This window comes from Faecalibacterium sp. I4-3-84, assembly GCF_023347255.1.
GTDB classification, from domain to species: domain Bacteria; phylum Bacillota; class Clostridia; order Oscillospirales; family Ruminococcaceae; genus Faecalibacterium; species Faecalibacterium taiwanense.
Genome location: NZ_CP094466.1, coordinates 316,973 through 342,789, shown reverse-complemented (window position 1 = coordinate 342,789; position 25,817 = coordinate 316,973). Strand labels below are relative to the sequence as shown.

The 25,817-nt window shown below is 56.0% G+C and carries 19 protein-coding genes and 2 tRNA genes; 13 read left to right on the top strand and 8 right to left on the bottom strand.

Going from position 1 to position 25,817, the window contains the following annotated elements:
• Positions 1–227: 227 nt before the first annotated feature.
• The 3 genes from MTP41_RS01615 to typA form a co-directional block, all read right to left on the bottom strand.
• Positions 228–2,558, bottom strand: coding sequence for a peptidase domain-containing ABC transporter (locus tag MTP41_RS01615; RefSeq protein WP_249236040.1), 2,331 nt, complete (start codon positions 2,556–2,558; stop codon positions 228–230).
• 459 nt (positions 2,559–3,017) lie between these two features.
• Positions 3,018–3,094, bottom strand: a tRNA-Asn gene (locus MTP41_RS01610).
• 158 nt (positions 3,095–3,252) lie between these two features.
• Positions 3,253–5,076 (bottom strand): translational GTPase TypA, encoded by a 1,824-nt coding sequence (typA, locus tag MTP41_RS01605; RefSeq protein WP_097777612.1) that lies wholly within the window; start codon positions 5,074–5,076, stop codon positions 3,253–3,255.
• Positions 5,077–5,292: 216 nt separating this feature from the next.
• On the opposite strand from typA, the gene MTP41_RS01600 reads away from it, so the two are divergent.
• Positions 5,293–6,900 carry an MBL fold metallo-hydrolase RNA specificity domain-containing protein gene (locus MTP41_RS01600; protein WP_120020278.1) on the top strand — a complete coding sequence of 536 codons (1,608 nt, stop codon included), beginning with the start codon at positions 5,293–5,295 and terminating at the stop codon, positions 6,898–6,900.
• Between the two features lie 48 nt (positions 6,901–6,948).
• On the opposite strand, the gene MTP41_RS01595 is transcribed toward MTP41_RS01600, so the two are convergent.
• Positions 6,949–7,023 (bottom strand) — tRNA-Gly (locus MTP41_RS01595).
• A 145-nt stretch (positions 7,024–7,168) separates the two neighbouring features.
• Here MTP41_RS01595 and MTP41_RS01590 point away from each other — a divergent pair.
• From MTP41_RS01590 to MTP41_RS01545, 10 genes are all read left to right on the top strand, one after another.
• Complete coding sequence (locus MTP41_RS01590; RefSeq protein ID WP_249236039.1) at positions 7,169–7,864, top strand: DNA alkylation repair protein; 696 nt, start codon at positions 7,169–7,171, stop codon at positions 7,862–7,864.
• A 129-nt stretch (positions 7,865–7,993) separates the two neighbouring features.
• Positions 7,994–8,704 (top strand): UMP kinase, encoded by a 711-nt coding sequence (gene pyrH / locus MTP41_RS01585; protein ID WP_120020276.1) that lies wholly within the window; start codon positions 7,994–7,996, stop codon positions 8,702–8,704.
• An 81-nt stretch (positions 8,705–8,785) separates the two neighbouring features.
• Complete coding sequence (gene frr / locus MTP41_RS01580; RefSeq protein WP_005945866.1) at positions 8,786–9,340, top strand: ribosome recycling factor; 555 nt, start codon at positions 8,786–8,788, stop codon at positions 9,338–9,340.
• 92 nt (positions 9,341–9,432) lie between these two features.
• Positions 9,433–10,146 (top strand): polyprenyl diphosphate synthase, encoded by a 714-nt coding sequence (uppS, locus tag MTP41_RS01575; protein WP_249236038.1) that lies wholly within the window; start codon positions 9,433–9,435, stop codon positions 10,144–10,146.
• Positions 10,147–10,259: 113 nt separating this feature from the next.
• Positions 10,260–11,120 carry a phosphatidate cytidylyltransferase gene (locus MTP41_RS01570; RefSeq protein WP_097781696.1) on the top strand — a complete coding sequence of 287 codons (861 nt, stop codon included), beginning with the start codon at positions 10,260–10,262 and terminating at the stop codon, positions 11,118–11,120.
• 15 nt (positions 11,121–11,135) lie between these two features.
• Positions 11,136–12,287, top strand: a complete 1,152-nt coding sequence (gene dxr, locus MTP41_RS01565) for a 1-deoxy-D-xylulose-5-phosphate reductoisomerase (RefSeq protein ID WP_249236037.1) — start codon at positions 11,136–11,138, stop codon at positions 12,285–12,287.
• Between the two features lie 15 nt (positions 12,288–12,302).
• Positions 12,303–13,415: a M50 family metallopeptidase gene (locus MTP41_RS01560; RefSeq protein WP_097777618.1), complete on the top strand. Its 1,113-nt coding sequence runs from the start codon at positions 12,303–12,305 to the stop codon at positions 13,413–13,415.
• A gap of 23 nt (positions 13,416–13,438) precedes the next feature.
• Positions 13,439–14,485: a flavodoxin-dependent (E)-4-hydroxy-3-methylbut-2-enyl-diphosphate synthase gene (gene ispG / locus MTP41_RS01555; protein WP_097777619.1), complete on the top strand. Its 1,047-nt coding sequence runs from the start codon at positions 13,439–13,441 to the stop codon at positions 14,483–14,485.
• Between the two features lie 14 nt (positions 14,486–14,499).
• Complete coding sequence (fic, locus tag MTP41_RS01550; RefSeq protein WP_097777620.1) at positions 14,500–15,114, top strand: protein adenylyltransferase Fic; 615 nt, start codon at positions 14,500–14,502, stop codon at positions 15,112–15,114.
• A 108-nt stretch (positions 15,115–15,222) separates the two neighbouring features.
• Positions 15,223–19,476, top strand: coding sequence for a PolC-type DNA polymerase III (locus MTP41_RS01545; protein WP_442900359.1), 4,254 nt, complete (start codon positions 15,223–15,225; stop codon positions 19,474–19,476).
• Between the two features lie 116 nt (positions 19,477–19,592).
• On the opposite strand, the gene MTP41_RS01540 is transcribed toward MTP41_RS01545, so the two are convergent.
• Both MTP41_RS01540 and MTP41_RS01535 read right to left on the bottom strand, forming a co-directional pair.
• Positions 19,593–21,287, bottom strand: a complete 1,695-nt coding sequence (locus MTP41_RS01540) for a DAK2 domain-containing protein (RefSeq protein ID WP_207698984.1) — start codon at positions 21,285–21,287, stop codon at positions 19,593–19,595.
• 60 nt (positions 21,288–21,347) lie between these two features.
• Entirely contained in the window at positions 21,348–21,698 is a 351-nt protein-coding gene (locus tag MTP41_RS01535) for an Asp23/Gls24 family envelope stress response protein (protein ID WP_005945874.1), read from the bottom strand.
• A 439-nt stretch (positions 21,699–22,137) separates the two neighbouring features.
• Between MTP41_RS01535 and MTP41_RS01530 the strand changes: the two genes are divergently transcribed.
• Positions 22,138–22,590: a CBS domain-containing protein gene (locus MTP41_RS01530; RefSeq protein WP_097775366.1), complete on the top strand. Its 453-nt coding sequence runs from the start codon at positions 22,138–22,140 to the stop codon at positions 22,588–22,590.
• Positions 22,591–23,178: 588 nt separating this feature from the next.
• Complete coding sequence (locus MTP41_RS01525; RefSeq protein ID WP_249236035.1) at positions 23,179–24,957, top strand: Na/Pi cotransporter family protein; 1,779 nt, start codon at positions 23,179–23,181, stop codon at positions 24,955–24,957.
• Positions 24,958–25,011: 54 nt separating this feature from the next.
• On the opposite strand, the gene MTP41_RS01520 is transcribed toward MTP41_RS01525, so the two are convergent.
• Positions 25,012–25,182, bottom strand: a complete 171-nt coding sequence (locus MTP41_RS01520; RefSeq protein WP_154255643.1) for a hypothetical protein — start codon at positions 25,180–25,182, stop codon at positions 25,012–25,014.
• A 132-nt stretch (positions 25,183–25,314) separates the two neighbouring features.
• Complete coding sequence (locus MTP41_RS01515) at positions 25,315–25,689, bottom strand: hypothetical protein (protein WP_249236034.1); 375 nt, start codon at positions 25,687–25,689, stop codon at positions 25,315–25,317.
• Positions 25,690–25,817 lie beyond the last annotated feature (128 nt).

Below are 25,817 nucleotides of genomic sequence, written 5' to 3'. Positions count from 1 at the left end.
TTGCGAATAAAATGTGCCCGGAGGCGTTTTGCCTCCGGGCACACCATAGTGAGGCATAGTCACCTGAGCAGGCAGGGCCTGTTCAGGATAACACCATCTACTTCTACTAAACAGAAAGTCTTTCTAGCTCTTTTTTATCTGACACAGCAAAACTATGTCAAACCAAGCTATCCATCAAGAATTACTCCCTTTCATATGTAACCGGGTGCGCACCCGGCTGCAACACATCAATAGGTGATCGACTCACCGTCGTCATCCTCTTCCACCACGGCCTGCATGACAGACTGCTTGGGCTCTGCCTTTTTGCTGCGGTAGATACCCTGCTGCATGTTCCACAGCTCGTAGTACTTGCCTTCCTTGGCAAGCAGCTCATCGTGCGTGCCGCGTTCCACGATCTTGCCGTGATCCATCACAAGGATCAGATCACAGTCACGAACGGTGGACAGGCGGTGAGCTACGATCAGCATGGAACGATCTGCAAGCTGATCGTAGATCATGTTGAAGATCAGATTTTCCGTAGCAAAGTCCAGATTACTGGTGGATTCATCCAGAATGTAGAGGTTGGAATCTTTCAGGAAAGCGCGTGCCAGCGCAATGCGCTGCTTTTCACCGCCGGACAGGCCGTTGCCTGCTTCTTCCAGATAAGTGTTATACTGCAGGGGCAGATGACGGATAAAGTCGTGAGCATCTGCCTTCTTGGCAGCTTCCTTAACTTCGTCCATCGTAGCGTCCATACGGGAAACGCGGATGTTATCATAAATGGTCTTGCTGAACAGCTCAACGTTCTGCGGCACATAAGAAATTGCGCGGCGGACAGAGTCATTGGTGTATTCAGCCAGATTCACACCGTTCAAGTCGATCTCGCCATCTTCCGGCTCATAATACTTGAGCAGAAGCTTGGTGATCGTGGATTTGCCGCTGCCGCTGCTGCCCACCAGTGCGACCTTTTTACCGGCCGGAATGGTAAAGCTGATGTGATCCAGTGCAGGGGCACGGTTGCCATAACGGAAAGTGACATCCTTGAACTCGATATCGCCCTCCACCTTGTCCAGATCGGTGCGGTCTTCGTCGCCGACCGTCTCGGAGGGATAATCCATGATCTCGCCCAGACGCTTCATGGAAATGCTGGCCTCCTGAATCTGCATCTGCAGACCGATCAGGTTGCTCAGCGGGGAAGTAAAGTAAGAGGACAGTGTGCTGAAGGCCATGAATCCGCCCAGTGTCATCTCACCCTTCAGAACCTGACTGATACCCACATAGGTGGTCAGCATGCTGAAACCGGTGGAAATGAAGGAGGAAATCAGGCCCTGCGTGGTACTGATCTTGCTGGAGCGCAGGCTGATCTTCAGGCTCTTGATGTACTCACGCTCGAGGTTCTCCATTTCGGTATCCTCGTTGGCGTTGCACTTGACCGTCTCAATGCCGCGCAGGCTTTCGATCATCTGGCTGTTCAGTGCAGCGGACTGCACCATGGTTTCTTCGTTGATCTTTTTGTAAGGCTGCTTGTAGATCAGCACCAGCAGAATGCTGACCAGAGCCATGAACAGCGAGATCGAGAAGAGCATCGCATTCATGCGGAACAGGATGATACCGGTGATCATGGCCATCGAGATATCCATGATCAAGCTCAGCGCAATGCTGGTAAAGATGGATTTGATGGTGTTTGCATCCGAATAACGGGTGGTGATATCACCAGTCTTGCGGGTGGCAAAGAACTTCATGGGCAGATGGAAGATATGCCCGAAGTAGCCCAGCATCAGCGGAATATCGATCTTGATGGATAGGTGGATCAGAACCCACTGCCGGACAAAGCCCACCAGCGTATTGGTGATGCTGACCATGCTGAATACAAGGATCAGCGTGACCAGCAGATTGTCTAGGCCATATGGCAAGACCTCGTCCATCAGGATCTTGTTGAACATGGAGGAGGCAATGCCCAGGATCGTAACGATCAGAGAACTCAGGATCGCATAGGCAAAGAGCTTTTTCTGGGGCAGCAACAGGTCGACGTAACGCTTGAACATGCCGCCCTTTTCGATCTTACCGCCCTTGAACTCCGAGGTGGGGTTCATCAGCAGCAGAACACCGGTAAAGTTCTTGTAGAACTCATCCAGAGAGATCTTTTTCAGCTCACTGCCGGGGTCGCCGATCACGACGTAATCCTTGCACTTGTGTTTTTTGCCGTTCTTCTCATCTTCCTTGGCGGCTTCGGCTTCTTTCAGCATGTGCCGACGACGCTCACCGTCATCTTTGATGGTGGTCTTTTTAAAGACGACCACAAAGTGGGCCAGACCCTGATCGGTGATGACCTGCGCAATGCAGGGCAGCGAGAAATCGCTGAGGAAATTTTCACGGTCTACGCGAACCGCTGCAGTGGTGAAACCCAACTCATTAGCGGCTTTCTGCAAACCAACAAGGTTCGTGCCTTTCAGGTCGGTACCCATCATATCGCGCAGGCGGGTGATGGTAACTTCCTTTTTGTAATGGAGGCACACCATTGCGAGGCAGGCAGCCGCACAGTCAGTGGTGTCGTGCTGCCGGACATAGGTATAACGCATAGATGCTTCCTTTGATCATATACAAATTTATTCAAACAGCGGCAGGCGTTTTGAAGAAGCGGCTTGCCGCAGATCTGACAACGTGAAAAGAGCCGGAGCCTGAAACAGCAGCACAGAAACCGGTGCTTTGTCCTGTCCTGCGGAGAACCATGACAAAACACCGGTCGGCTGCTATCAAAAGAAGGGAGCGCCTACCCTTTGATCTGTGTGCCGGACTTTGGAAAAACAGATACAAATTCCCAAAGCTTATAAGCAGTATACCACAATGTGACATCTTCTTCAAGTAGTCAAATTTTAAGAAATCATTATCCTTGATGCTTTTTTCGCATGAATGCTGTGCTTTTGGGACAGAGAAGCCCAAAAACAGAGGAGAAACACGACTGCATGGCTGTACAGAAAAAGGGTGTAGTATGGGACAAACAAAAAAGGCAATGTTCTGTGGAACATTGCCTTTTCTTCTGGCGCCTCTTGCCTGACTCGAACAGGCGACACCCTGATTAACAGTCAGGTGCTCTAACCGACTGAGCTAAAGAGGCAGATCACATTTGTGACTGCGAGAGATATTATACCGCATAAGAATGCCTTTTGCAAGCCTTTTTTAAAAAATGAATCATTTTTGGCAAAATAAAACCGTCCTGCAGCGTTTTGAAACGCTGCAGGACGGTAAAGTACATATTATAAAAGAAGGAAAGGCTTATTTCAGCTTGCTCTTGGCCTTCATGCGCTGCTCGTGGTTCAGGATCTGCTTGCGGATGCGCAGATTCTCGGGGGTGACCTCCAGCAGCTCGTCCTGTGCAAGGAATTCCAGGCAGCCTTCCAGACTGAGCTTGCTAATGGGGATCAGGCGCAGAGCATCATCGGAGCCGGATGCACGGGTATTGGTCAGGTGCTTGGTCTTGCAGACGTTGACATCCACGTCCTCGCCGGAAGCAGTGTAGCCAATGACCATGCCCTCGTAGACCTTCTCACCAGCGCCCACCAGAAGGGTGCCGCGCTGCTGAGCATTGAACAGACCGTAGGTGACAGCCTCGCCGGTCTCAAAGCTGACCAGAGAACCGGTGGAGCGGTTGGCAATCATGCCAGCCCAGACATCGTAACCGTCGAAGATCTGGTTGATAACACCCTCGCCATGGGTATCGGTCAGGAACTGGTTGCGGTAGCCGAACAGGCCGCGGCTGGGCATACGGAACTCCAGACGCACACGGTCGGTGCCCAGAGATTCCATCTGCTGCAGGATAGCCTTGCGCTGGCCCAGACCGGTCATGACAGCGCCCTGATACTGGGTGGGCACATCGATGACGACATGCTCCATAGGCTCATAGGTCTTGCCGTCGATGACCTTAGTCAGAACGTGCGGGGGAGAGACCTGCAGCTCATAACCTTCACGGCGCATGGTCTCGATCAGGATGGACAGGTGCATCTCACCACGACCCATAACGCGGAAGGAATCGGTAGTGGCAGAATCCTCCACCTTCAGAGCAACGTCCTTCAGCAGCTCCTTCTGCAGACGGTCACGGATCTGACGGCTGGTGACGTACTTGCCCTCGCGGCCGGCCAGCGGGCTGTCGTTGACGGAGAAGGTCATTTCCACGGTGGGGTCGTTGATCTTCACAAAGGGCAGCGGCTCCACATTGGAGGGGCTGCACAGGGTATTGCCGATGGTCACGTCGGGCAGGCCGGAGAATGCCACGATATCGCCGGCGGTGATGTTATCGCACGGCTGACGGCCATTGGCCTGAAAGTCGTACAGCTTGGTCAGACGGCCGCGCATCTTCAGATCCTGATTGTGCCAGTCACAGACGACAACTTCCTCGCCCACCTTGGCAACGCCGTTCTGGATGCGGCCAATGCCGATGCGGCCCACGAAGTCGTTGTAGTCCACAGAGGACACCAGCATCTGGAAGGGAGCCTCGGGGTCGCCCTCAGGCGGCTTGATGGTGCTCAGCAGAGTATCGAACAGAGGGATCAGGTCGGTGCCGGGCACATCGGGGTCCAGGCTTGCGGTGCCATCACGGCCACAGCAGAACAGCATGGGGCAGTCCAGCTGCTCATCGGTAGCACCCAGATCCATCAGCAGGTACAGAACTTCGTCGATGACTTCCTTGATGCGGGCATCGGGGCGGTCGATCTTGTTGATGGCCACCACCAGGCTCAGGTTCTGCTGCAGAGCCTTCTGCAGCACAAAACGGGTCTGGGGCATGCAGCCCTCGGCGGCATCCACCAGCAGCAGAACGCCGTTGACCATTTTCAAAACGCGCTCCACCTCGCCGCCAAAGTCGGCATGGCCCGGAGTATCGACAATATTGATCTTGACACCCTTGTAGGTGCAGGAGCAGTTCTTGGCCAGAATGGTAATGCCGCGCTCACGCTCGATATCGCCGCTGTCCATGACGCGCTCAGCCACGACCTGATTATCGCGGAATGCGCCGCTCTGACGCAGCATTGCATCCACCAGGGTAGTCTTGCCGTGGTCAACGTGAGCGATAATGGCAACGTTGCGCAAATCGTTACGAACCATAAAATTCAACCTCTCTATTATTAAAACTCATAAAATACGAACGAACGTCATACAAGTTTAAGTTTATAACAGGAAGGGGTGGTTTGTCAAGATTGTATAAAAATTTTTTCAAGCTTTCGGCAGAATGCCTGAGAAAAGCCATGCGATTTGTGCGGCGTGTACCTTTAAAATATGCTATACTAAGGGTACAGAAGAAATAAAGCCGGAGGTGTTTTTATGAAGATCACATTTCTGGGCGCGAACCATGAGGTCACCGGCAGCTGCACTTTGATCGAAGCGGCTGGGCAGCGCTTTTTGATCGACTGCGGCATGGAGCAGGGTAAGGACGTATACGAGAACCAGCCCATCCCGGTGGCACCCGGCGAGATCGACTGGGTGCTGGCCACCCATGCACACATCGACCATACCGGTATGCTGCCGCTGCTGGTGCGCAACGGCTTCCGCGGCAAGATCTATGCCACGAACCCCACGGTGGAGCTGTGCGGCATCATGCTGCGGGACTCGGCCCATATTCAGGAATTTGAAGCGGAGTGGAAAAACCGCAAGGGCCAGCGCTCCGGCGCAGAACCGGTGGAACCGATGTATACTGTGCAGGATGCTGAAGCAGCCATGAAGCTGTTTGTGGGCAAGGCCTATGAGCAGCGCTTCCAGCTTGCACCGGGCATTGAAGCCCGCTTTGTGGATGTGGGCCATCTGCTTGGCTCGGCCAGCATAGAGCTTTGGATCACCGAGGGTGAGACCACGACCAAGCTGGTATTCTCCGGTGATATCGGCAATCTGGATCAGCCCATCATCAAGGATCCTGCTTACATCAAAGAGGCGGACTACGCCTTTATGGAATCTACCTACGGCGACCGTAGCCACGGCCCGAAGCCGGACTATGTGAGCGAGCTGACGAAGATCCTGCAGCGCACCTTTGACCGGGGCGGCAATGTGGTCATTCCCAGCTTTGCGGTGGGCCGCACGCAGGAGATGCTCTACTTTATCCGTGAGATCAAGGAAAAGGGCCTTGTGAAGGGGCACGGCAACTTCCCGGTATACATTGACAGCCCGCTTGCCATCGAGGCGACCCGCATCTTTAAAGATACCGACCCGGACTGCTTTGATGCGGACACCCGCGCTCTGCTGGAAAACGGCATTGATCCGATCACCTTCCCGGGTCTGCGCGTCACGGTGACCAGCGATGAATCCCGCATGATCAATGCAGACCGCGTGCCAAAGGTCATCCTCTCGGCCAGCGGCATGTGCGAAGCGGGCCGCATCCGTCACCACCTCAAGCATAATCTGTGGCGGCCGGAGTGCACCATTCTGTTCGTGGGCTATCAGGCGGTGGGCACGCTGGGCCGCACCCTGCTGGAAGGTGCCACGACGGTAAAGCTGTTCGGTGAACCCATTGAGGTGCAGGCAGAGCTGTGCCAGCTCACCGGCATGTCCGGCCATGCGGACAGAGAAGGTCTGCTGCGGTGGGTGAACTCCTTTGAGCAGAAACCAAAGCGTGTGTTCGTGATGCACGGCGAAGATGAGACCGAGGACCACTTTGTGCAGACCTTGACGGAACAGGGCTTCACTGCCTGCGCACCCTACAACGGCGCACAGTGGGCCATCGGAGCCGAAGGGGCCGTCTGCCTGCAGGAGGGCACGAGAGCCCGCATTGAGCACAAGGCGAATGAAGGCCAGAGCCGTGCCGCCAGTGTGTTCCAGCGGCTGGTCAGCGCCGGCAAGCGCCTGCTGCGGGTCATCGAGCACAACGAGGGCGGCGCAAACAAAGACCTTGCCAGGTTTGCCGACCAGATCAATGCCCTGTGCGATAAGTGGGACCGATAAAGCAAAACAAAAGCACCGTGACCCAAAAGGCCACGGCGCTTTTTTGCATGGAGCGGGCAATGGGAATCGAACCCACCTCCTCAGCTTGGAAGGCTGATATACTAGCCGATGTACGATGCCCGCATTTACGAACGATATTATAGCATGTTCCGGCACAAATGTCCAGCCCAATTTTTGTGTGTTCCTTAAAGCACCGGAAAAGAATGCCGGAACGGCCTTGCTTTTCCATACGGCTCTGCTACAATAGAAAAGAACGGAGGGAGAGAGGATGGAGCCGGAAGCAGAGATCATTCGTGCGCAGCTGTTTGCCTTGCAGGATGAAGCATACCGCACCTTTCACAGTGCGTTGATGCCCACCGTGCCGCCGGAAACGGTGATCGGCGTGCGCGTTCCGGCTCTGCGCAGGCTGGCAAAACAGCTCGCGGGCACAGCGCAGGCAGAGGTGTTTTTACAGGCCCTGCCGCATGGATACTACGAAGAGAACAACCTCCACGCGTTTCTGATCGAACTTATCCGGGACTACGACAGGGCACTGGCTGAAACGGAAGCGTTCCTGCCCTACATCAACAACTGGGCCACCTGTGACTGCTTTTGCCCCAAAGTGTTTGCAAAGCACAAGAAGGAACTGCTGGTGCCCATTCGCCGCTGGCTGGATTCGGGCGAGGTGTACACCGTGCGCTATGGCATGGAGATGCTGATGCGCTATTATCTGGATGATGTATTCCGGCCGGAATATCTGGAATGGGTGGCCGATGTGCGCAGCACGGAATACTATATCAATATGATGCGGGCATGGTATTTTGCCACAGCACTGGCAAAGCAGCCGGATGCCGCGCTGCCGTGGCTCACAGAAAAGCGGCTGGATCTGTGGACCCACAACAAAGCCATCCAGAAAGCGGTGGAAAGCCGCCGCATTCCGCCCGGAATGAAGCAGCTGCTGCGCGGTCTGCGCAGCCGTTCATAAAAGCTTCCGGATTTCCGCGCAGATTTCCTGTTTACTTTATGGATGTTTTATTGTAAAATAAGCTATAGTAAAAAATGTCAGGGTATGCCTATGCCCTGACGGAAGATAAAAACAGGTGGTGTTTGGATTATGGCATTGAAATATCAGCGTATCCTTCTGAAGATCAGCGGCGAAGCACTGGGCGGCGAAAAAGGCACGGGTTTTGATGAGCCCACCATGGACGCGATCTGCGGCGGCGTGAAGAAAGCGCACGAGCTGGGTGTGCAGATCGGCATCGTGGTTGGCGGCGGCAACTTCTGGCGCGGCCGTTCCAGCGGCAAAATGGAGCGCACTCTGGCCGATAAGATCGGCATGCTGGCAACCGTGATGAACGCACTGGCTGTCTCCGATAAGCTGGAACAGCTGGGTGTGCCCACTGAGGTGTTCACCTCCATCACCATGCCACAGGTGGCACAGCCCTTTACCCGCAAGGATGCCCTGCGCGCCATGGATGAGGGCAAAATCGCCGTGTTCGGCGGCGGCACCGGCAACCCGTTCTTCTCCACGGATACGGCAACCGCTCTGCGCGCTGTGGAAGTGAGCGCCGATGTGATGTTCAAGGCTACTATGGTGGATGGCGTTTACGATAAGGATCCCCACAAGTACGCCGACGCAAAGAAGTATGATACCCTCACCTTTACCAAGGTGCTGGAAGACCAGCTGGCTGTTATGGATGGCACTGCTGCCACTCTGTGCCGCGACAACAAGCTGCCCATCCTCGTGTTCGATCTGGCCGACCCGGACAACATTGCCCGTGCCGTGCAGGGCGAGAATGTGGGCACACTGGTTTACGAGGGCTGAAACGCCTGCAGCCGACATACATTATAGGGCAGACGCATTGCAGCGCAGCCCCAAGATAAAAAGGAACAGGAGACTACCGCAATGAGCAGCAACACCAAGGTTTACGAAGACAAGATGAAGAGCTCGGTCGAACATCTGGGCCGCGAACTGGGCGCTGTGCGCGCAGGCCGCGCAAATCCCGCTGTGCTGGATAAGGTCAGCGTGGATTATTATGGTGCCCCCACTCCCATCCAGCAGGTGGCATCCGTGGCTGTGGCCGAAGCACGCACCCTGACCATTACCCCGTGGGACCGCACCCTGCTGCGCCCCATCAGCAAGGCGATCATGGCCAGCGATGTGGGTATCACTCCCATTGATGACGGCTCTACCATCCGCCTGAACTTCCCGGCTCCCACCGAGGAGCGCCGCAAGCAGCTGGCAAAGGAAGTTTCCAAGCTGGGCGAGGAGGCTAAGGTGGCAGTGCGCAACATCCGCCGCGAGGCTATGGATAAGGCCAAGGCCATGAAGAAGGCCGGCGAGCTGACCGAGGACAGCCAGAAGACCATGGAAGAGGATGTCCAGAAGCTGACCGACAAGTATATCAAGAACATCGATGCTGCGGTGGAAGAAAAGCAGAAGGAGATCATGTCTGTCTGATTTGCGCAGATGCAATAAACTGGAGGTGCCGTGCGCTGAAGAAGAGTGCGCGGCACTTTTGTTGAAGGCGGCGTTGCTGCCGGGAGGAAACAATGGCGCATCCTAAAGAATTTGCCGAGGGCCTTTCCATCGGCATCATCATGGACGGCAACGGCCGTTGGGCAAAGAACCGCGGCCTGCCCCGCACTGCCGGGCACAAAAAAGGCGCAGAGGTGTTCAGCGATATTGCAGATTACTGCGATGAGCTGGGCGTTTCGTCGGTGTACTTCTATGCGTTTTCCACCGAGAACTGGAAGCGTCCACTGGAAGAGGTCAACGCCATCATGCGGCTGTTCGGCGAATATCTGCTGAAGGGCTTTGACTACAAGAACCGCAATATCCGCATCAAGTTCATGGGCGACCGCACAGTGCTGGATGAAAAGCTGCAGCAACTGATGAACAAGCTGGAAGTAGATTCTTCGGTCAAGACCGGCATGACCCTGAACATTGCCATCAACTACGGCGGCCGCCCGGAGATCGTGCGGGCGGCGCAGCAGCTGGCGGCAAAGGCGGCGGCAGGGGAGATAAAGCCCGAAGAGATCACGGAACAGCTGCTCAGCGATACCATGTACACCGCTGGCCAGAAGGACCCGGATTTTATCCTGCGTCCCAGCGGAGAAAAGCGGCTGTCCAACTTCATGCTCTGGCAGGCAGCTTACTCGGAACTGGTAGAAATGGACGTTCTGTGGCCGGATTTCACCCGCAGCGATCTGGACGCTGCCATTGAGGAGTTCAATCATCGTTCCCGCCGGTTTGGCGGACTGTAAAACCCAAGACCTCCTGCACACGGTGCAGGGACCGGACGGCCCGGCGGCTTTGCCGGAGCCAAACTTAATCCAGAGGGGCGCGGCACCCGACCGGTGAAAAGGAGATCCAATCTATGAAAACACGTGTTATTACTGCGATCGTGGGCATCATCGTACTGATCGGCGTGATGTTCACCTTCAACACTCTGATCTTTAATCTGGTCATCGCGGCCATTACGCTGATCGCCGTTCACGAGATCTACAGTGCCCTCGGCTTTGAAAAGAAGGACTGGCTGATGTATGCGGTTCTGGTGCCGTATACACTGCTGGTCATGACGAGCAACTATCAGGTCATGCGGCGGCTGGTGATGCCGATGTCCTTTCTGCTGGTCACCTTTTATGCCATCTATCTGGTGGTGCGCAATGGCACCATCAGCTATCAGAAGGCCAGCGGCCTGCTGATGTTCTCCGGTATCGTGATCTTCTGCTTCTATTCCTTTATCCGGCTCAAGGAGCTGCTGCCGGTGGAGCAGTACGGCTACGATGCGGTGTTCTTTATCCTGCTCATCCTCTGCTTTGCCTGGGGCGGCGATACCTGTGCCTACTTTGCAGGCCGTGCCTTTGGCAAGCACAAGCTCTGCCCGGTGGTCAGCCCCAAAAAGACCGTGGAAGGTGCCATTGGCGGTGTTCTGGGCACCATGGTGTTCGGTGTGATCATCACACTGGTGTACTCGGTGGCAGCAAACCGGATGGAAGCCTTCACCCGCACCAATATCGGCGTTTCCATGTACGTGATCATTGCGCTGCTGGGCTGCGTGGCGGCGGTGCTGGGCATTTATGGCGATCTGTTTGCCAGCGTGGTCAAGCGCCAGTGCGGCATCAAGGATTACGGCACCATCTTCCCGGGGCACGGCGGCATTCTGGACCGTTTTGACAGTGTGATGTTCATTGCGCCCTTTGTGACCATGGTCATTACGGCGGTGTTCTACTATTAAAAGGGGGAACGTGTGATGTCGAAAAAAATCACTCTGCTGGGTTCTACCGGTTCCATCGGCACCCAGAGTCTGGATGTGATCCGTGCACAGGGCTATGAGGTGTTCGGTCTTTCTGCCCACAGCCATGTAGACAAGATCCTGCAGCAGATCGAAGAGTTTCATCCGCGCTATGTCTGCATGACCGACCCGGATGCGGCCCGCAGGCTGGATGCGAAGCTTTCCGGTCGTGCAGATGCGCCCCGGCTGCTGGTAGGGCCGGAAGGACTCAAGCAGCTGGCCGCGCTGGACGGCACCGATGTGGTGCTGAACAGCGTGGTGGGCATTGCAGGCCTTGGTGCCAGCCTGTGCGCGATCGAAAGCGGGCATGATCTGGCCCTTGCCAACAAGGAGAGTCTTGTCACTGGCGGCCATCTGGTCACACAGGCCGTGGCAAAGCATGGTGTAAAGCTGCTGCCGGTGGACAGTGAACACTCGGCCATCTTCCAGTGCCTGCAGGATAAGGAGAGTGCCCCCAGCCTGACCAAGATCCTGCTCACGGCATCCGGCGGCCCCTTCTTCGGGATGAAGACCGAGGAGCTGCGCGGTAAGACCAAGGCGGATGCCCTCAAGCACCCCAACTGGAACATGGGCGCAAAGATCACCATTGACTCTGCCACCCTGATGAACAAGGGTCTGGAGCTGATCGAGGCAGTGTGGCTGTTCGGCCTGCCGCCGGAGAAGATCCAGATCGTGGTGCAGCGCCAGAGCATCGTGCATTCGGCGGTGCAGTTCAGCGATCATTCGGTCATTGCTCAGCTGGGTGTGCCGGATATGCGCATTCCCATCCAGTATGCGCTCACCTACCCAAAGCGCGTACCCGGCGTTGTGCCGGAGCTGGACTTTGCCGCACTCAAGGTGCTCACCTTCGATGTGGCAGACGACGAGACCTTCCGCTGCCTTGCCGCCTGCAAAAAGGCCATCAAAAAGGGAGGTCTCGGCCCATGCGCCGCCAACGGTGCCAATGAGGAAGCTGTCAAGCTCTTCCTTGAGGACAAAATTGGCTTCCTCGATATTGGCCGTCTGGTGGAAGCAGTCGTGGACAGCGACAGCTTTGGCGGCGAGTATACCCTCAGCGATGTGTACGAGTGCGACCGCATGGCACGAGAGTTCGTGCGCGCACATCTTTGATCTTTAGGAGACGCAATGTCAATTTTTATCACCCTGATCGCCGCATTGATCGTGTTCAGCGCTGTGATCGCCATTCATGAATTCGGGCACTTTACCGTGGCAAAGCTCTGCGGCATTCAGGTCAACGAGTTTTCCATCGGCATGGGGCCGGCTTTGTGGAAGAAAATTTACAAGGGCACCCAGTACAGCCTGCGTGCATTGCCGGTAGGCGGCTATGTGGCGCTGGAGGGCGAGGAAAGCCCCGAGAGCCAGCAGGCCGAAGCGGCCCGCGACGAACGGGAAGCAGAGAACGAAAACCCTGTCCCGCCGGAGCAGCGCACCGGCATCCCTTTGAACGAGGCATCGGTATGGCAGCGTGTGCTTGTGATGGTGGCAGGTGCCTTCATGAATTTCGTGCTGGGCTTTGTGGTGCTGGTCATTCTTGTGGCAGCACAGGAAGGAGCCATCACCAGCAAGACCATCTATTCCATTGAGAACGATGCCCTCTGCGGCCAGACCGGCCTGCAGGCGGGGGACGAGATCGTTGCCGTGAACGGCAGGCGCTGCTTTGTGGCCAACGACATCCTTTATGAGCTGGTGCGCACCGAAGCCTATCGCGCCGATTTTACGGTCAAGCGGGACGGCCAGAAGGTGGAACTGTCGGACGTGCAGTTCAACACCTGGCAGGACGAGGACGGCCAGACCCATATGACCCTTGGCTTTACGGTGTACGGCATCAAAAAAACACCGCTCAATGTGTTAAAAGAAGCGTGGAACAGCACCCTGTACTACGGACGCATCGTGTTTACCTCGCTGGAAGACCTTGTGCGCGGACGCGAGAGCATCAACAATCTGTCCGGCCCGGTGGGTATCGTGACAGCGATCGGTCAGGCGGCAAGCTACGGCTGGCAGGATCTGCTGGAGCTGCTGGCCCTCATCACCATCAATCTGGGCGTGTTCAATCTGCTGCCCTTCCCGGCACTGGATGGCGGCAAGGTGGTATTTTTGATCATTGAGGGCGTTACCGGCCATGCAGTGCCGGAAAAGCTGCAGGGCACACTGACCATTGCGGCCTTTGCACTGCTGTTTGGCCTGATGCTCTTTGCAACCTATAATGATATCATCCGGCTTGTGACCGGTGCAATGTGAGCAAAAACAGAAAGGGGAGCTTTATGAGGCAGTTAAAACGGGAAGTGAAGATCGGCAATGTGACCATCGGCGGCAAGAATCCTATTGCGGTGCAGACGATGCTCAACGTGCCGGTGGAGGATATTGAGGGTAATGTGGCGCAGGCAAAGCGGTGCGAAGCTGCTGGCTGTCAGATCTTGCGCGTGACCTGCCCCAGCCCGGCGGATGCAAAGTGCATCGAAGCCGTCAAGAATGCGGTGAACATCCCCATTGTGGCAGACATCCATTTTGACTACAAGGCGGCTCTGGCCTGCGCAGATGTGGGCGTGGATAAGATCCGCATCAACCCCGGCAACATTGGCGACGATGACCGGGTGAAGGCTGTGGTGGATGCCTGTCAGCGCAAGAACATTCCCATCCGCATCGGCGTGAATGGCGGCAGTCTGGAAAAGCACATCCTTGCAAAATACGGCGCACCCACGCCGGAGGCCATGGTGGAGAGTGCACTGTACCATGTGCGCCTGCTGGAAAAATTCGATTTCAACAACATCGTCATTTCCATCAAGAACTCCAATGTGCCCCGCATGATGGAGGCCTACCGCCAGCTCAGCGCTGTCACGGATTACCCGCTCCATGTGGGTGTTACCGAGGCGGGTACCTACCAGATGGGTCTGCTGAAAAGCGGCATGGGCATCGGCGGAATGCTGCTGGAAGGCATTGGCGATACCATCCGCGTCTCGCTGGCCGCAGAGCCAGAAAAGGAAGTGGAAGCGGGCTACAACATCCTGCGCGCCGTGGGCTTCCCGGTAGCAGGCCCGGAGGTCATCACCTGCCCCACCTGCGGCCGCACCCAGTATCCCTGCACCGAGATCGCCAATGAGGTGGAAAAGCGGCTGCAGGGCTGCAAAAAATCCATCAAGGTGGCCGTGATGGGCTGCGTGGTCAACGGCCCCGGTGAAGCCCGTGAAGCAGACATCGGCATTGCCGGCGGCAAGGGCGAGGCGGTGCTGTTCATCCACGGCAAGCCCATCAAAAAGCTGACCGGAGACAACATCCTGGATCAGTTCATGGATGAGATCTATAAACTGTAAAATGGGAGAATGCTATGGCACTGCAAAACAAACTGGGCCTGACAGATGAACTGGAGCTTGCCCGTGAAGAGGAAAGGATCAGCAAACAAAAGGCGCTGGAGCTGTATGATACGGGTTTGCTGAATACTTTTCCGGTGGGAACATTTGCAGGCCTTGCAATGATCCATAAATATCTGTTTGAAGATATCTATGAATTTGCCGGTCAGATGCGCATCGTAAACATCGCAAAGGGAAATTTCCGCTTTGCACCGGTCATGTATCTGCACCCGGCACTGGAAAGCATTGACCAGATGCCGCAGTCCACGTTTGATGAAATTATTGAAAAATATGTGGAGATGAATGTGGCGCACCCTTTCCGGGAAGGCAATGGCCGCAGTACCCGTATCTGGCTGGACAGCATCCTGAAAAAAGAACTGCATCAGGTGGTGGATTGGAGCCGCGTGGATAAAAGCGACTATCTGATGGCCATGGAGCGCAGCCCGGTGAAAGATCTGGAAATCAAGGTGCTGCTGCATAAAGCACTGACGGAACAGATCAATGACCGTCAGGTGTATATGAAGGGGATTGATGCAAGCTATCATTATGAGGGCTACCAGATTTTCAGAACAGAGGAACTTGCAAAGAAATAAAACCACATTTTTGCTGCCACACCTGCAAAAACGGGTGCGGCAGTTTGTGCTGTATAAAAAGGAGTACCATTTGTGACACCACTCGTATCCAACCTGTGGCCGCAGTTCATGGTGGACCCGGCATTTGCAGACTGCTTCGGGCAGGTCATTGTGGAGCATGCGCAGATGCTGCGGCAGGAGCGGCAGGTCATCTTTACCCTGCGCAGCGGTGCGCCACTGGACAAAAATCTCTGTGCCCGGCTGCTGGCATCCCTGCAGCCGGATTATGAGGGCTTTGAGCTGCGCATCCAGAACCTGTTTGGCTATGCCATGCTGGACGAAGCGGCCCTGCGCGATCTGATGGAAGAGATGAAGCGGGACGGCGTGCCCATCAATGGCTTTCTGGACCGGTGCAAGATCAACATCATCGGACAGAAGATCACCATCGGCGTATGCCATGGCACCAAGTTTTTGCAGGAGATGCACTTTGAAAAGCTGCTGGCAGAGCGCATTGCGGCCCACACCGGGGTAACGCCGCAGGTAACGCTGCAAAGCGCTGTAAGCGAAGCCGAGCAGCACCAGATGGAAGAAAAGCTGGAGCGCAAGATTGCGCCACCGGTGGTCAAGTTTGAGAAAAAGAACACAGCACCGTCCATCAAGGTGGATGGTCTGGACCTGACCGATAAGCCCGTCACCATTTTCCACGGCAGGATGTTCACCCCCAAGAACCTCACCCCGCTGAAAGACCTTGGCGGCGAGGGCGGCAAGTGCACGATCTGGGGCGATGTGTTCTTCTCGGAGGTCAAGGGAAACTTCCGCAAAATTTATACCGTATCCATCACCGATTATCAGGGCTCCATCAACCTGAAGATCCGCGCGCAGGAAGGTGAGGACTGCTCCAAGTGGGAGAGCCTTGGCAAAGGCACCACCCTCATCGTGCGCGGCGACTGCTCCTACGACAAGTACGAACACGATTATATCGTCTACCCCTACGATGTGCTCATCGTGGAGCGCAAAAAGCGGGAGGATACCGCACCGGTCAAGCGTGTGGAGCTGCATCTGCACACCAAGCTTTCCAGCATGGACGGCTTCTGTGACCCCGGCGGCATCGTCAAGCTGGCCCACCGCATGGGGCATCCGGCCGTTGCCATCACGGACCACGGTGTGTGTCAGGGTTACCCGGAAGCCATGCTGGCAGCGGACGATATCCATAAATCAGACCCGGACTTCAAGTTGATCTACGGCTGCGAAGCCTACTTTGTGGACGACATGATCCCCTGTGTATACGGTGTGAAGGATCAGCCGCTGGACGGGGAGTTCTGCGTGTTTGATACCGAGACCACAGGCCTTGACCCCGGCGTGGAGTATATGACCGAGATCGGTGCCGTCATCGTGAAAAACGGCGAAGTGGTGGAGGAATTTGATACCTTTGTCAAGCCCGGCAAGCCCATCACCCCCAGGATCACCGAGCTGACCGGCATCACCAACGAAATGGTGGCGGATGCTCCCGGCGAAAAGGAAGCACTGGAAGCCTTCCTCAAATTTGCGGGAGACCGCATCCTTGTGGGCCACAACGTCCACGCCTTTGATATGCGTTTCCTGCGCGCCGCCGCCAAGCGCAGCGGCATCAAGCTGGAGCCGACCTATATCGACACCCTGACCATGGCGCAGGCCATGTACCCCGGCCTGCACAACTACAAGCAGGGCACCATCAACAAGCATCTGGAGCTGCCTGCCTACGAGGCCCACCGTGCCTGTGAGGATTCTGCCGCGCTGGGCCGCATCTTCGGGGTCATGCTGAACGACCTGAAAGAAAAGCAGGTAGCAAAGGTCAGTGAGATCAACACCGGCCTTGGCGGCAACCGCGAGGTGCTGAAAAAGAAGTATTACCACCTCATCATTCTGGTCAAGAACCAGATGGGCCTGAAAAATCTGTACAAGATCGTCAGCGAAGCCCATGTGAACTACTTTTTCAAAAAGCCCCGGGTGCCCCGGAGCCTTTTGAACAAATACCGGGACGGCCTGCTGCTCACTTCCGCCTGCGAAGCCGGCGAGCTGTACCGGGCCATCGTGGATGGCACCAGCTATGAAGAACTGAAAAAGATCGCGTCCTACTACGATATTCTTGAGATCCAGCCGCTGGGCAACAACGCCTACATGGTGCGGGACGGCAAGGTGGACAGCGAAGAGGACATCAAAAACTTCAACCGCACGGTCATCAAGCTGGGCGAGGACCTGCACAAGCCGGTCATTGCCACCGGCGATGTGCACTTTACCGAGCCGGAGGATGCGGCGTACCGCGCTGTGCTGCAGGCGGGCAACGGCTTTAAAGATGCCGACAACCAGCCGCCGCTGTTCTTCCGCACCACGCAGGATATGCTGGCGCAGTTCTACTATCTGCCCAAGGAAAAAGCCTACGAGGTAGTGGTGAAGAACCCCCGCAAGATCGCGGCGATGATCGACAACAATGTTCGTGCCATCCCGCGCGGCACCTACCCGCCCAGCATCGAGGGTGCAGAGCAGCAATTGCGCGATGCTACGTGGGAACACGCCAAGCGCGATTACGGTGACCCGCTGCCCGAAATTGTGGAAAAGCGGCTGCAGAAGGAGTTGGACTCCATCTGCGGTCATGGCTACGCCGTGCTGTACGTCATTGCGGTCAAACTGGTGGCCTATTCCAACGCGGGCGGCTATCAGGTGGGCAGCCGTGGTTCGGTCGGCTCATCGGCCGTGGCCCACTTCTCCGGCATCTCGGAGGTGAACAGCCTGCCGCCCCACTATCGCTGCCCCAAGTGCAAGCACAGCGAGTTCATCACCGACGGCAGCGTGGACGACGGCTTTGACCTGCCGGATAAAAACTGCCCCAACTGCGGCACCCGGATGCTGGTGGACGGCCACGATATTCCCTTCGAGACCTTCCTCGGCTTCTACGGCGATAAAGAGCCGGATATCGACCTGAACTTTTCCGGCGAATATCAGTCCAATGTGCACCGCTATACCGAGGAGCTGTTCGGCAAAGCCAACGTGTTCAAGGCGGGCACCGTGTCCGGTATTCAGGACAAGACCGCCTACGGCTATGTCAAAAAATATCTGGATGAGCGCGGCCGCACGGTGAACCATGCGGAGGAGAACCGCCTGACTCTGGGCTGCACCGGCGTCAAGCGCACCACGGGTCAGCACCCCGGCGGCATGGTCGTTGTGCCGGACACCTACGAGATCTACGATTTCTGCCCCATCCAGCACCCGGCGGACGATGTGGCAGGCGGCCTGCTGACCACCCACTTCGAGTTCAAGTACCTGCACGATACCCTGCTCAAGCTGGACGAACTGGGCCACGATATGCCCACCTTCTACAAGTATTTTGAGGAGTACACCGGTATCCCCATCGACAGCATCCCCATGAACGACCCCAAGGTGTACAGCCTGCTGACCAGCCCCGAAGCGCTGGGCGTGACCCCGGAGCAGATCGACAGTCAGACCGGAACCTTCGGCATCCCGGAAATGGGCACCAACTTCGTGCGCGGTATGCTGGTGGAGGCACGGCCCAAGAACTTCTCCGAGCTGATCCAGATCTCGGGCCTGTCCCACGGAACGGACGTGTGGACCGGCAACGCGGACGAGCTGATCCGCAGCGGCACCTGCACCATTGCGGAGGTCATTGGCTGCCGTGACAGCATCATGCTGTACCTGTTGCGCAAGGGTCTGGAACCCAAGATGGCCTTTGATATCATGGAGGCCGTGCGTAAGGGCAAGGTGGCCAAGGGCGGCTTCAAGGATGGCTGGGAGGAAGCCATGCGGGAGCACGAGGTGCCGGACTGGTACATCGAGAGCTGCCGCAAGATCAAGTATATGTTCCCCAAGGCCCATGCCGTGGCCTACCTGATGTCGGCCATTCGTCTGATGTGGTTCAAGATCTACCGTCCGCCGGAGTTCTATGCCGTGTACTTTACCGTACGCGGCGACGATATCGACTACGAGGCCGCTGTGGGCGGTGCGGCAGTGGCCCGCGCCCACATGGAAGAAGTCAAGCGCCGCCTGAAGGAAGAGAAGAACGCCAAGGACGAAGATGTGCTGGTCAGCCTGCAGCTCGTCAACGAGATGCTGGTGCGCGGCTACGAGTTTTTACCCATTGAGCTGGGCAAGAGCCGCGGCTCCAAGTATGTGGTGGAGGACGGCAAGGTACGTCTGCCTTTCTCTTCGCTGAAGGGTCTTGGCGGTGCTGCCGCCGATGCACTGGAAAAGGTGACCATCCACGGCGAAGAATATATCTCGGTGGAAGAGTTGCAGCAGGCTTCCGGTGTCGGCAGCAGCATTCTGGACCGTTTGCGTCAGGTGGGCGCTCTGGGCGACCTGCCGGAGAGCAGTCAGGTGAGCTTCTTCTGAGGATTCTGAAAGCAAAAGTGCCTGCACGGCTTTAGCTGTGCAGGCACTTTTGCTTTAAAAAAGCACCCGCGGCAAAAATCGCAGGTGCTTAAAAATTCAGCAGAACGGGGGAGTGTTTACTCCACGCTGATCATATAATAGTAAACGGGCTGGCCGCCGCGGATGTGGCTGACCTCAACGTGGTTCGGGCACTTTGCCTTTACGATCTCGGTGACCTTCTCGGCATCCTCATCGCTCACGTCGCAGCCGGAGATGATGGTGACGAAGCTGGAATCCTTCTTGCACATGCCGCGTGCCAGACGGTAGGTAGCTTTGGTGATATCGTTGGAGGTGGAAACGATCTTGCCGTTCTCCAGAGCCATGATCTCGCCCTTCCTGATGCGCTTGCCGTCGTACTCACTGTCGCGGGCAGCATAGGTGATCAGACCGGTGGACACCTTGTCGGCAGCAGCCATCATGTTGATGGTGTTGGTCTCGGCGTTCACAGAGGGATCAAAGTTCAGCATGGCGGTGATGCCCATGGGCACGGTGCGGGTGGGCAGAACGACCACCTGACGGTCGGCCAGCTTCTGGGCCTGCTCAGCAGCCATGATGATGTTCTTGTTGTTGGGCAGCACGAACACGGTCTTTGCGGGCACGCTCTGGATGGCAGCGAGGATATCCTCGGTGGCTGGGTTCATGGTCTGACCACCGGAGACCACTGCGTCTGCAGCCAGATCGGTGAACACGGCCTTCAGGCCTTCACCGGCGGCAACGGCAACAAAGCCATAGTCACGGCTGGGGTCCACAGCAGCGTAGACGAACTCGCTGGACTGAGAAGGGGCCTTCTCAGCAGAAGCCTGCTTTTCCAGGCTCTTGCCCTGCTTCTGACGGGCCAGGAACTGCTCGTGCATGTTCTCGATCTTGAAGTTGGTCAGGTAGCCATACTTGATGGCTTCGCTCAGGATCTTGCCGGGATCAGCGGTGTGCACATGCAGGTTGATCACATCGTCATCCTCGATGCACACCACACTGTCGCCGTTGGATTCTGCAAAGGCACGCATCTTTGCGGCGCTTGCACCCTCATACTTGTTGATCAGGAACTGGGTGCAGTAGCCGTTCTTGATGTCCTCCACCTTCATCAGGTCGTCGGTGAACACGCCCTTGCCGGCGTTCTCGGTGGAGAGCTTTGCCTTGTTGGGAGCAGCCTCGCCGCCTGCCACGATGCCTTCGCCATGGAACACCTTGCCCATGCCCTCAAAGATAATCATGATGCCCTGACCGCCGGCATCCACAACGCCGGCCTTCTTCAGAACAGGCAGCAGGTTGGGGGTGTCCTCCAGAGCCTTCTGGCCGGCGGTCATCACCACATCCCACAGAGCGGGCACATCCTCGGCACCGCAGGCAGCAGCTTCCTCAGAGGCAATGCGTGCAACCGTGAGGATGGTGCCCTCGGTGGGCTTCATAACGGCCTTATAAGCGCCCTCGACACCCTTCTTCAGAGCCTCGACAATGTCGGCAGCGGTGGCTTCCTTCTTGCCTTCCAGCGCCTTGGAGAAGCCGCGGAACAGCAGGCTGGTGATAACACCGGAGTTGCCGCGTGCGCCGCGCAGCATGGCGGAAGCAGCGGTCTTGGAAGCCTCACCCACGGTGCAGCTGTCGTCCAATGCTTCCAGCTCGCGCACAGAAGCACCCACGGTCATGCCCATGTTGGTGCCAGTGTCGCCATCAGGAACAGGGAAAACGTTCAGCTCGTCCACGCGGGAGCGCTGATTGTTGATGTTGTTGGCGCCAGAGATAATGGCGTCACGCAAAATCTTACCAGAAATCATTCTTTTTTACTCCTTGTACTTGCCGGAAAAGCCCGGCGCATTCGGATGAACCAACAAAAATCAGGCGATCACATCGTCTACCGAAACCACAACGCGGGCAACCTTCAGGCCGGTAGCCTGCTCCACCTCGTCCTTGACGCGGTGAGAGATGCTGCGTGCGGCGGTAGAAATGTTCAGGCCATAGCTCACTGCAATGTGCAGTTCGATCACCAGACGACCATCCTCCTGCGTGACACGGACACCCTTTTCCGGGTAATCAGAACCGTGCACCATGCTTCTGACGGCATCGGTCATATCACGGGGTGCCATTGCGGCAACACCGTAACACTGTTTAGCTGCTTCACCTACCAGAGTAGCAAAATACCCGGACGTAAAGCTGACATCCCCCAGAGGGAAACGGGAAGTGATCATAGTCGCTCTGCTCCTTTATGTTATTTTCATAAAACACATTCAAGGTCTGGGGCGCAGCGGCGGACAGATACACATACTGCGCCGAGAAACACCCACATTATTATACAACTTTGGGGCGCGCTTGTACAGCGCAAAATGCTGGTATATCAACTTTTTGCGCAGGTTTCTGCATTGACGGCATGGTTCGGGCGGCTTCGCACCGGGAAGGTGATAGCATAACGGACGCTGGTTGCTTTTTATCAAAACCGAAAGTATGACGAAAGAAAGCAAACAATCTGTTAAAAAAATATAAAAGGTGGGTGATAACTCTTTATCCGACTATGAAAAAGTGCTAAAATAGAAACAAGGATAGGGACTGCGGCGCAGGGTCCCGCTTGTGCGGATGAACTGCGTTATTTCTTGCGCACGGCGCGTGGAACAATGTTTAGGAGCTGTTGTCATGAATATTCTGTTTTTCCTTTCACCCAAGCAGGATCTGATGTATGTTTACGACGATTTCACCCTTCGGCAGACGCTGGAAAAGTGGGAGAATAACCGCTACGCGTCCATTCCGGTGCTCAACCGGCAGGGAAAATATGTGGGCACCCTGACCGAGGGCGACATTCTCTGGGGGCTGAAAAAGTTCCATGGTCTGGATCTGGAAGCGGCTGAGGATGTCCCCATTTCGGCCTTCCCGCACAAGCGCGACTACAAGGCTGTCACCGTGACCACCAGCATGGATCAGCTGATCGAAGCGGCCATGAACCAGAACTTTGTGCCGGTTGTGGATGACCGCGGCATCTTCATTGGCATCGTGCGCAGGCAGGCGATCATCCGTTACTGCTATGAGAAGGCCCGCACAGAGCAGCAGGCCCATGAGCAGCGCATCCCGGAATATGCCGCTGTGCATTGAACGATATAAATAGGTGGCCAGCCGCCCGGTTCCGCATCTGAAGCCGGGCGGCTTTTTGTCTGTAAAATGCGTTGAAAATCCGATTTATGGTACCTGCTGTGTGCGATAATACAGCCATGGAACAAAAACGTTCTGAAAAGCTGCAAAAAACGAGATACAGGAGGGAACACGGATGAAAGATTTTGAACTGCGTTATGTCGGAAGCCATGTGGAAGTATACACCGGCAGCGGAGTGTTCCTGTTTTCGGCCGATACGGTGCGGGAAGCAATGGAAGAACTGGCAGAGTAAGCGCCCGCAAACAGACAGGGACTTCGGCGCAAATGTAAAATTGATGTAAAATAATTGAAAAAGAAAGAGCACGAATTCATTAAGAGACGGAAAAATGTGTAGAAAAAGTGATTTTCTTGTAAAATAAACCTTGTTGTGACAGGATAAAAAATGATATAATAAATCCAAGCGCGGTCATTGTGCGCCGTTCTGTGCAGCAGAGCGGCAGGCCGCAGCATCTGCCGGATCAAGCAGGCCCGGTGTGCGGGCAGGGCAGATGTACAAGGATCAAAAGGAAGATCATTTTTAGGAGTATCGTTATGGATATCACACACATTACCTCTCTGTTGGGTGGAATTGCGCTGTTTCTGTACGGCATGTCCATTATGGGCGCTGGTCTGGAAAAGCTGGCCGGCGGCAAAATGCAGGGCGTGCTGCAAAAGCTGACCTCCTCAACGCTCAAGGGCGTTATTTTCGGCACCCTCATCACGGGTGTCATCCAGTCCTCGGCCGGCACGGTCGTTATTTGTGTCGGTCTGGTAAACTCCGGCATCATGACCCTTACGCAGTCGGTAGGTGTCATTATGGGTGCAAACATTGGTACCACTGTTACCGGCCAGCTGATCCGCATGGCGGATATCTCCGGTGACAGTCTCTGGCTGACACTGATCCAGCCCAAGACCTTTGCGCCCGTGGTGGCGTTTATCGGCTGCATTTTTTATGTGTTCCTGCGCAGCGCTAAAAAGAAGAACATCGGCCAGATCATGCTGGGCTTCGGCATCCTGTTTACCGGCATGAGCCTGATGGACACCGGTGTGGCTCCTCTGCGTGAGAGCGCCGTGTTCCAGAATCTGTTCGTTACCATGACGAATCCCGTTCTGGGCATTCTGGTGGGCGTGGTGGTCACGGTGATCATCCAGTCTTCCTCGGCATCGGTGGGTATCCTGCAGGCACTGTCCAGCACGGGTCTGGTCACCTTCAGCTCTGCCATCCCCATTATTCTGGGCGCACACATCGGCACGGCCTTTACGCCGCTGCTCACCATTGGCGGCTCATCCAAGGACGGCAAGCGCGCTGCACTGATCCATCTGTACTTCAACATCATTGGCAGCGTGATCCTGCTGGCGCTGGTGTATGCGGTGCAGTTTGCCGTTGGCATCCCCATGTGGAACGATGTGATGAACAAAAGCTCCATTGCAAACATCCACACCTTTTCCAGTGTGTGCGCAATGCTGCTGTTCCTGCCGTGCAGCGGCGTGCTTTCCAAGCTGGCAATGCTCACTGTGCCGGATAACGCCGAGGAAGCACAGGAGCTGAGCATGCCGGTGCTGGATGAACGTCTGTTCAAAAGCCCGGCTGTGGCCCTGCAGCAGGCTAAGAGCGCTGTGGTCAAGATGTCCCGCCGTGCTGCCCGCAATGTGAATCTGGCTGCACCGCTGCTGCTGAAGATGGACGAGGATGCCGTCAGCGCCATCCGGGTGCGTGAAAACCTGATCGACCGCATGGAGGTGGCAATCTCCAACTATCTGATCAAGATGACCGATCAGGAGCTGGGCGACGATGAGAGCCACACTGTGACCGAACTGCTGAATTTTGTTACCGAGTTCGAGCGCATCGGCGACTATGCGGTGAACATTATGGAAAAGGCAGAAGAACTGCAGGAAAAGGAAGCGTCCTTCAGTGAAAGCGCCACCAAGGAGCTGCAGCTGCTGGAGAATGCACTGAACCGCATCCTGAACCTGACCAACGATGCCTTTGAAAACAGCGATATGCGCCTGGCGGCTCAGGTGGAACCGCTGGAGGAAGTGATCGATGTGATGGCGGAGCGCCTGCGCGACCAGCACATCCTGCGCCTGAAGGACGGCGTGTGCTCCATTGATACGGGTGTCGTGTTCCTGGATGTGCTGAACAATGCAGAGCGCATCTCGGATCACTGCTCCAACGTTGCTGCCCGCCTGATCGGCATGGATGCCGGCGAGGACTACGACTCCCACACCCTCAAGAGCATCATGCACCACAACCCCACCAAGGACTACATGCTGGAATACGAGGAGTGCCGCAAGGCCTACCTTGTTCCGCTGGAAGAAATGGAAGCCTGAAACTAAGAAAGACCTCCGGGGCACTTTTCCCGGAGGTCTTTTTTGCGTTAAAAATCAGGCACTTTTGGGCAAAGAGACAATGACCCAGCGGTGCGGCCCGTGAAAGCCGTCCACCTTGGCGGCTTTGCTGCAGGTGCCGGGGCTGGGCGGGCCGAGGTGGATACCGCGGTCCAGCTGCTTGCCGCAAAGACGGCACTGGTAATGGAGGGTGATCTGTTCTGACATGAGGACGCACTTCCTTTTATGATCGCTGCAGGCGGTTAAGAAACTTTACTTCTATTGTCATTATATAATTTCTATATCGTAATGTCAATAAAAATAATTTGTAAAAGTAGATAAAAATTGAGCATTCTGCACTCAACCGCCCAGATCTTCCAGCAGCAGGTCCAGTTCCCGTTCGCTGTACACGGTCACACCGCGCTTGATGCGCACGGCATCGTTCTCCGGCAGAAGATTGGTGTAGATGCCGGTGACGGTGACAAGCACATCCGGCTGGCCATTGGTGCCACAGCGGTAAACGGCTACGCGCCCGCCTTTGTCGCACAGGCGGTAGCTCTGGGCAGCAAGCTCCGGCATGGTCTGTGCAGCAAGGTCTGCTGCGGAGGAAGGCGGTGCTTCGCTGCCGGGGTCGGGCACCGGAAGGCTGAGCTTGGGCAGGGCCATCCAGAACAGGCTGAACACGATGGTGAATACGCACAGCCCGTAGAACAGGCAGGTGCACAGTTTGCGCATGGAGAAACACGCTCCTTTCCGGCTGAAGTATGCCCCAAAACAGGGGGGCGCAGTCAATTTTCACACGGGAATGCTGTACTTTGTCCGGCAGATTGTGTTATACTACAGATGATTAGACCTATCAGGGC

Excerpts from the sequence above, each read along its gene's own strand:
- MTP41_RS01615 (WP_249236040.1), bottom strand. The coding sequence starts at position 2,558 with ATGCGTTATACCTATGTCCGGCAGCACGACACCACTGACTGTGCGGCT.
- typA (WP_097777612.1), bottom strand. The coding sequence starts at position 5,076 with ATGGTTCGTAACGATTTGCGCAACGTTGCCATTATCGCTCACGTTGAC.
- MTP41_RS01600 (WP_120020278.1), top strand. The coding sequence starts at position 5,293 with ATGAAGATCACATTTCTGGGCGCGAACCATGAGGTCACCGGCAGCTGC.
- MTP41_RS01590 (WP_249236039.1), top strand. The coding sequence starts at position 7,169 with ATGGAGCCGGAAGCAGAGATCATTCGTGCGCAGCTGTTTGCCTTGCAG.
- pyrH (WP_120020276.1), top strand. The coding sequence starts at position 7,994 with ATGGCATTGAAATATCAGCGTATCCTTCTGAAGATCAGCGGCGAAGCA.
- frr (WP_005945866.1), top strand. The coding sequence starts at position 8,786 with ATGAGCAGCAACACCAAGGTTTACGAAGACAAGATGAAGAGCTCGGTC.
- uppS (WP_249236038.1), top strand. The coding sequence starts at position 9,433 with ATGGCGCATCCTAAAGAATTTGCCGAGGGCCTTTCCATCGGCATCATC.
- MTP41_RS01570 (WP_097781696.1), top strand. The coding sequence starts at position 10,260 with ATGAAAACACGTGTTATTACTGCGATCGTGGGCATCATCGTACTGATC.
- dxr (WP_249236037.1), top strand. The coding sequence starts at position 11,136 with ATGTCGAAAAAAATCACTCTGCTGGGTTCTACCGGTTCCATCGGCACC.
- MTP41_RS01560 (WP_097777618.1), top strand. The coding sequence starts at position 12,303 with ATGTCAATTTTTATCACCCTGATCGCCGCATTGATCGTGTTCAGCGCT.
- ispG (WP_097777619.1), top strand. The coding sequence starts at position 13,439 with ATGAGGCAGTTAAAACGGGAAGTGAAGATCGGCAATGTGACCATCGGC.
- fic (WP_097777620.1), top strand. The coding sequence starts at position 14,500 with ATGGCACTGCAAAACAAACTGGGCCTGACAGATGAACTGGAGCTTGCC.
- MTP41_RS01545 (WP_442900359.1), top strand. The coding sequence starts at position 15,223 with ATGGTGGACCCGGCATTTGCAGACTGCTTCGGGCAGGTCATTGTGGAG.
- MTP41_RS01540 (WP_207698984.1), bottom strand. The coding sequence starts at position 21,287 with ATGATTTCTGGTAAGATTTTGCGTGACGCCATTATCTCTGGCGCCAAC.
- MTP41_RS01535 (WP_005945874.1), bottom strand. The coding sequence starts at position 21,698 with ATGATCACTTCCCGTTTCCCTCTGGGGGATGTCAGCTTTACGTCCGGG.
- MTP41_RS01530 (WP_097775366.1), top strand. The coding sequence starts at position 22,138 with ATGAATATTCTGTTTTTCCTTTCACCCAAGCAGGATCTGATGTATGTT.
- MTP41_RS01525 (WP_249236035.1), top strand. The coding sequence starts at position 23,179 with ATGGATATCACACACATTACCTCTCTGTTGGGTGGAATTGCGCTGTTT.
- MTP41_RS01520 (WP_154255643.1), bottom strand. The coding sequence starts at position 25,182 with ATGTCAGAACAGATCACCCTCCATTACCAGTGCCGTCTTTGCGGCAAG.
- MTP41_RS01515 (WP_249236034.1), bottom strand. The coding sequence starts at position 25,689 with ATGCGCAAACTGTGCACCTGCCTGTTCTACGGGCTGTGCGTATTCACC.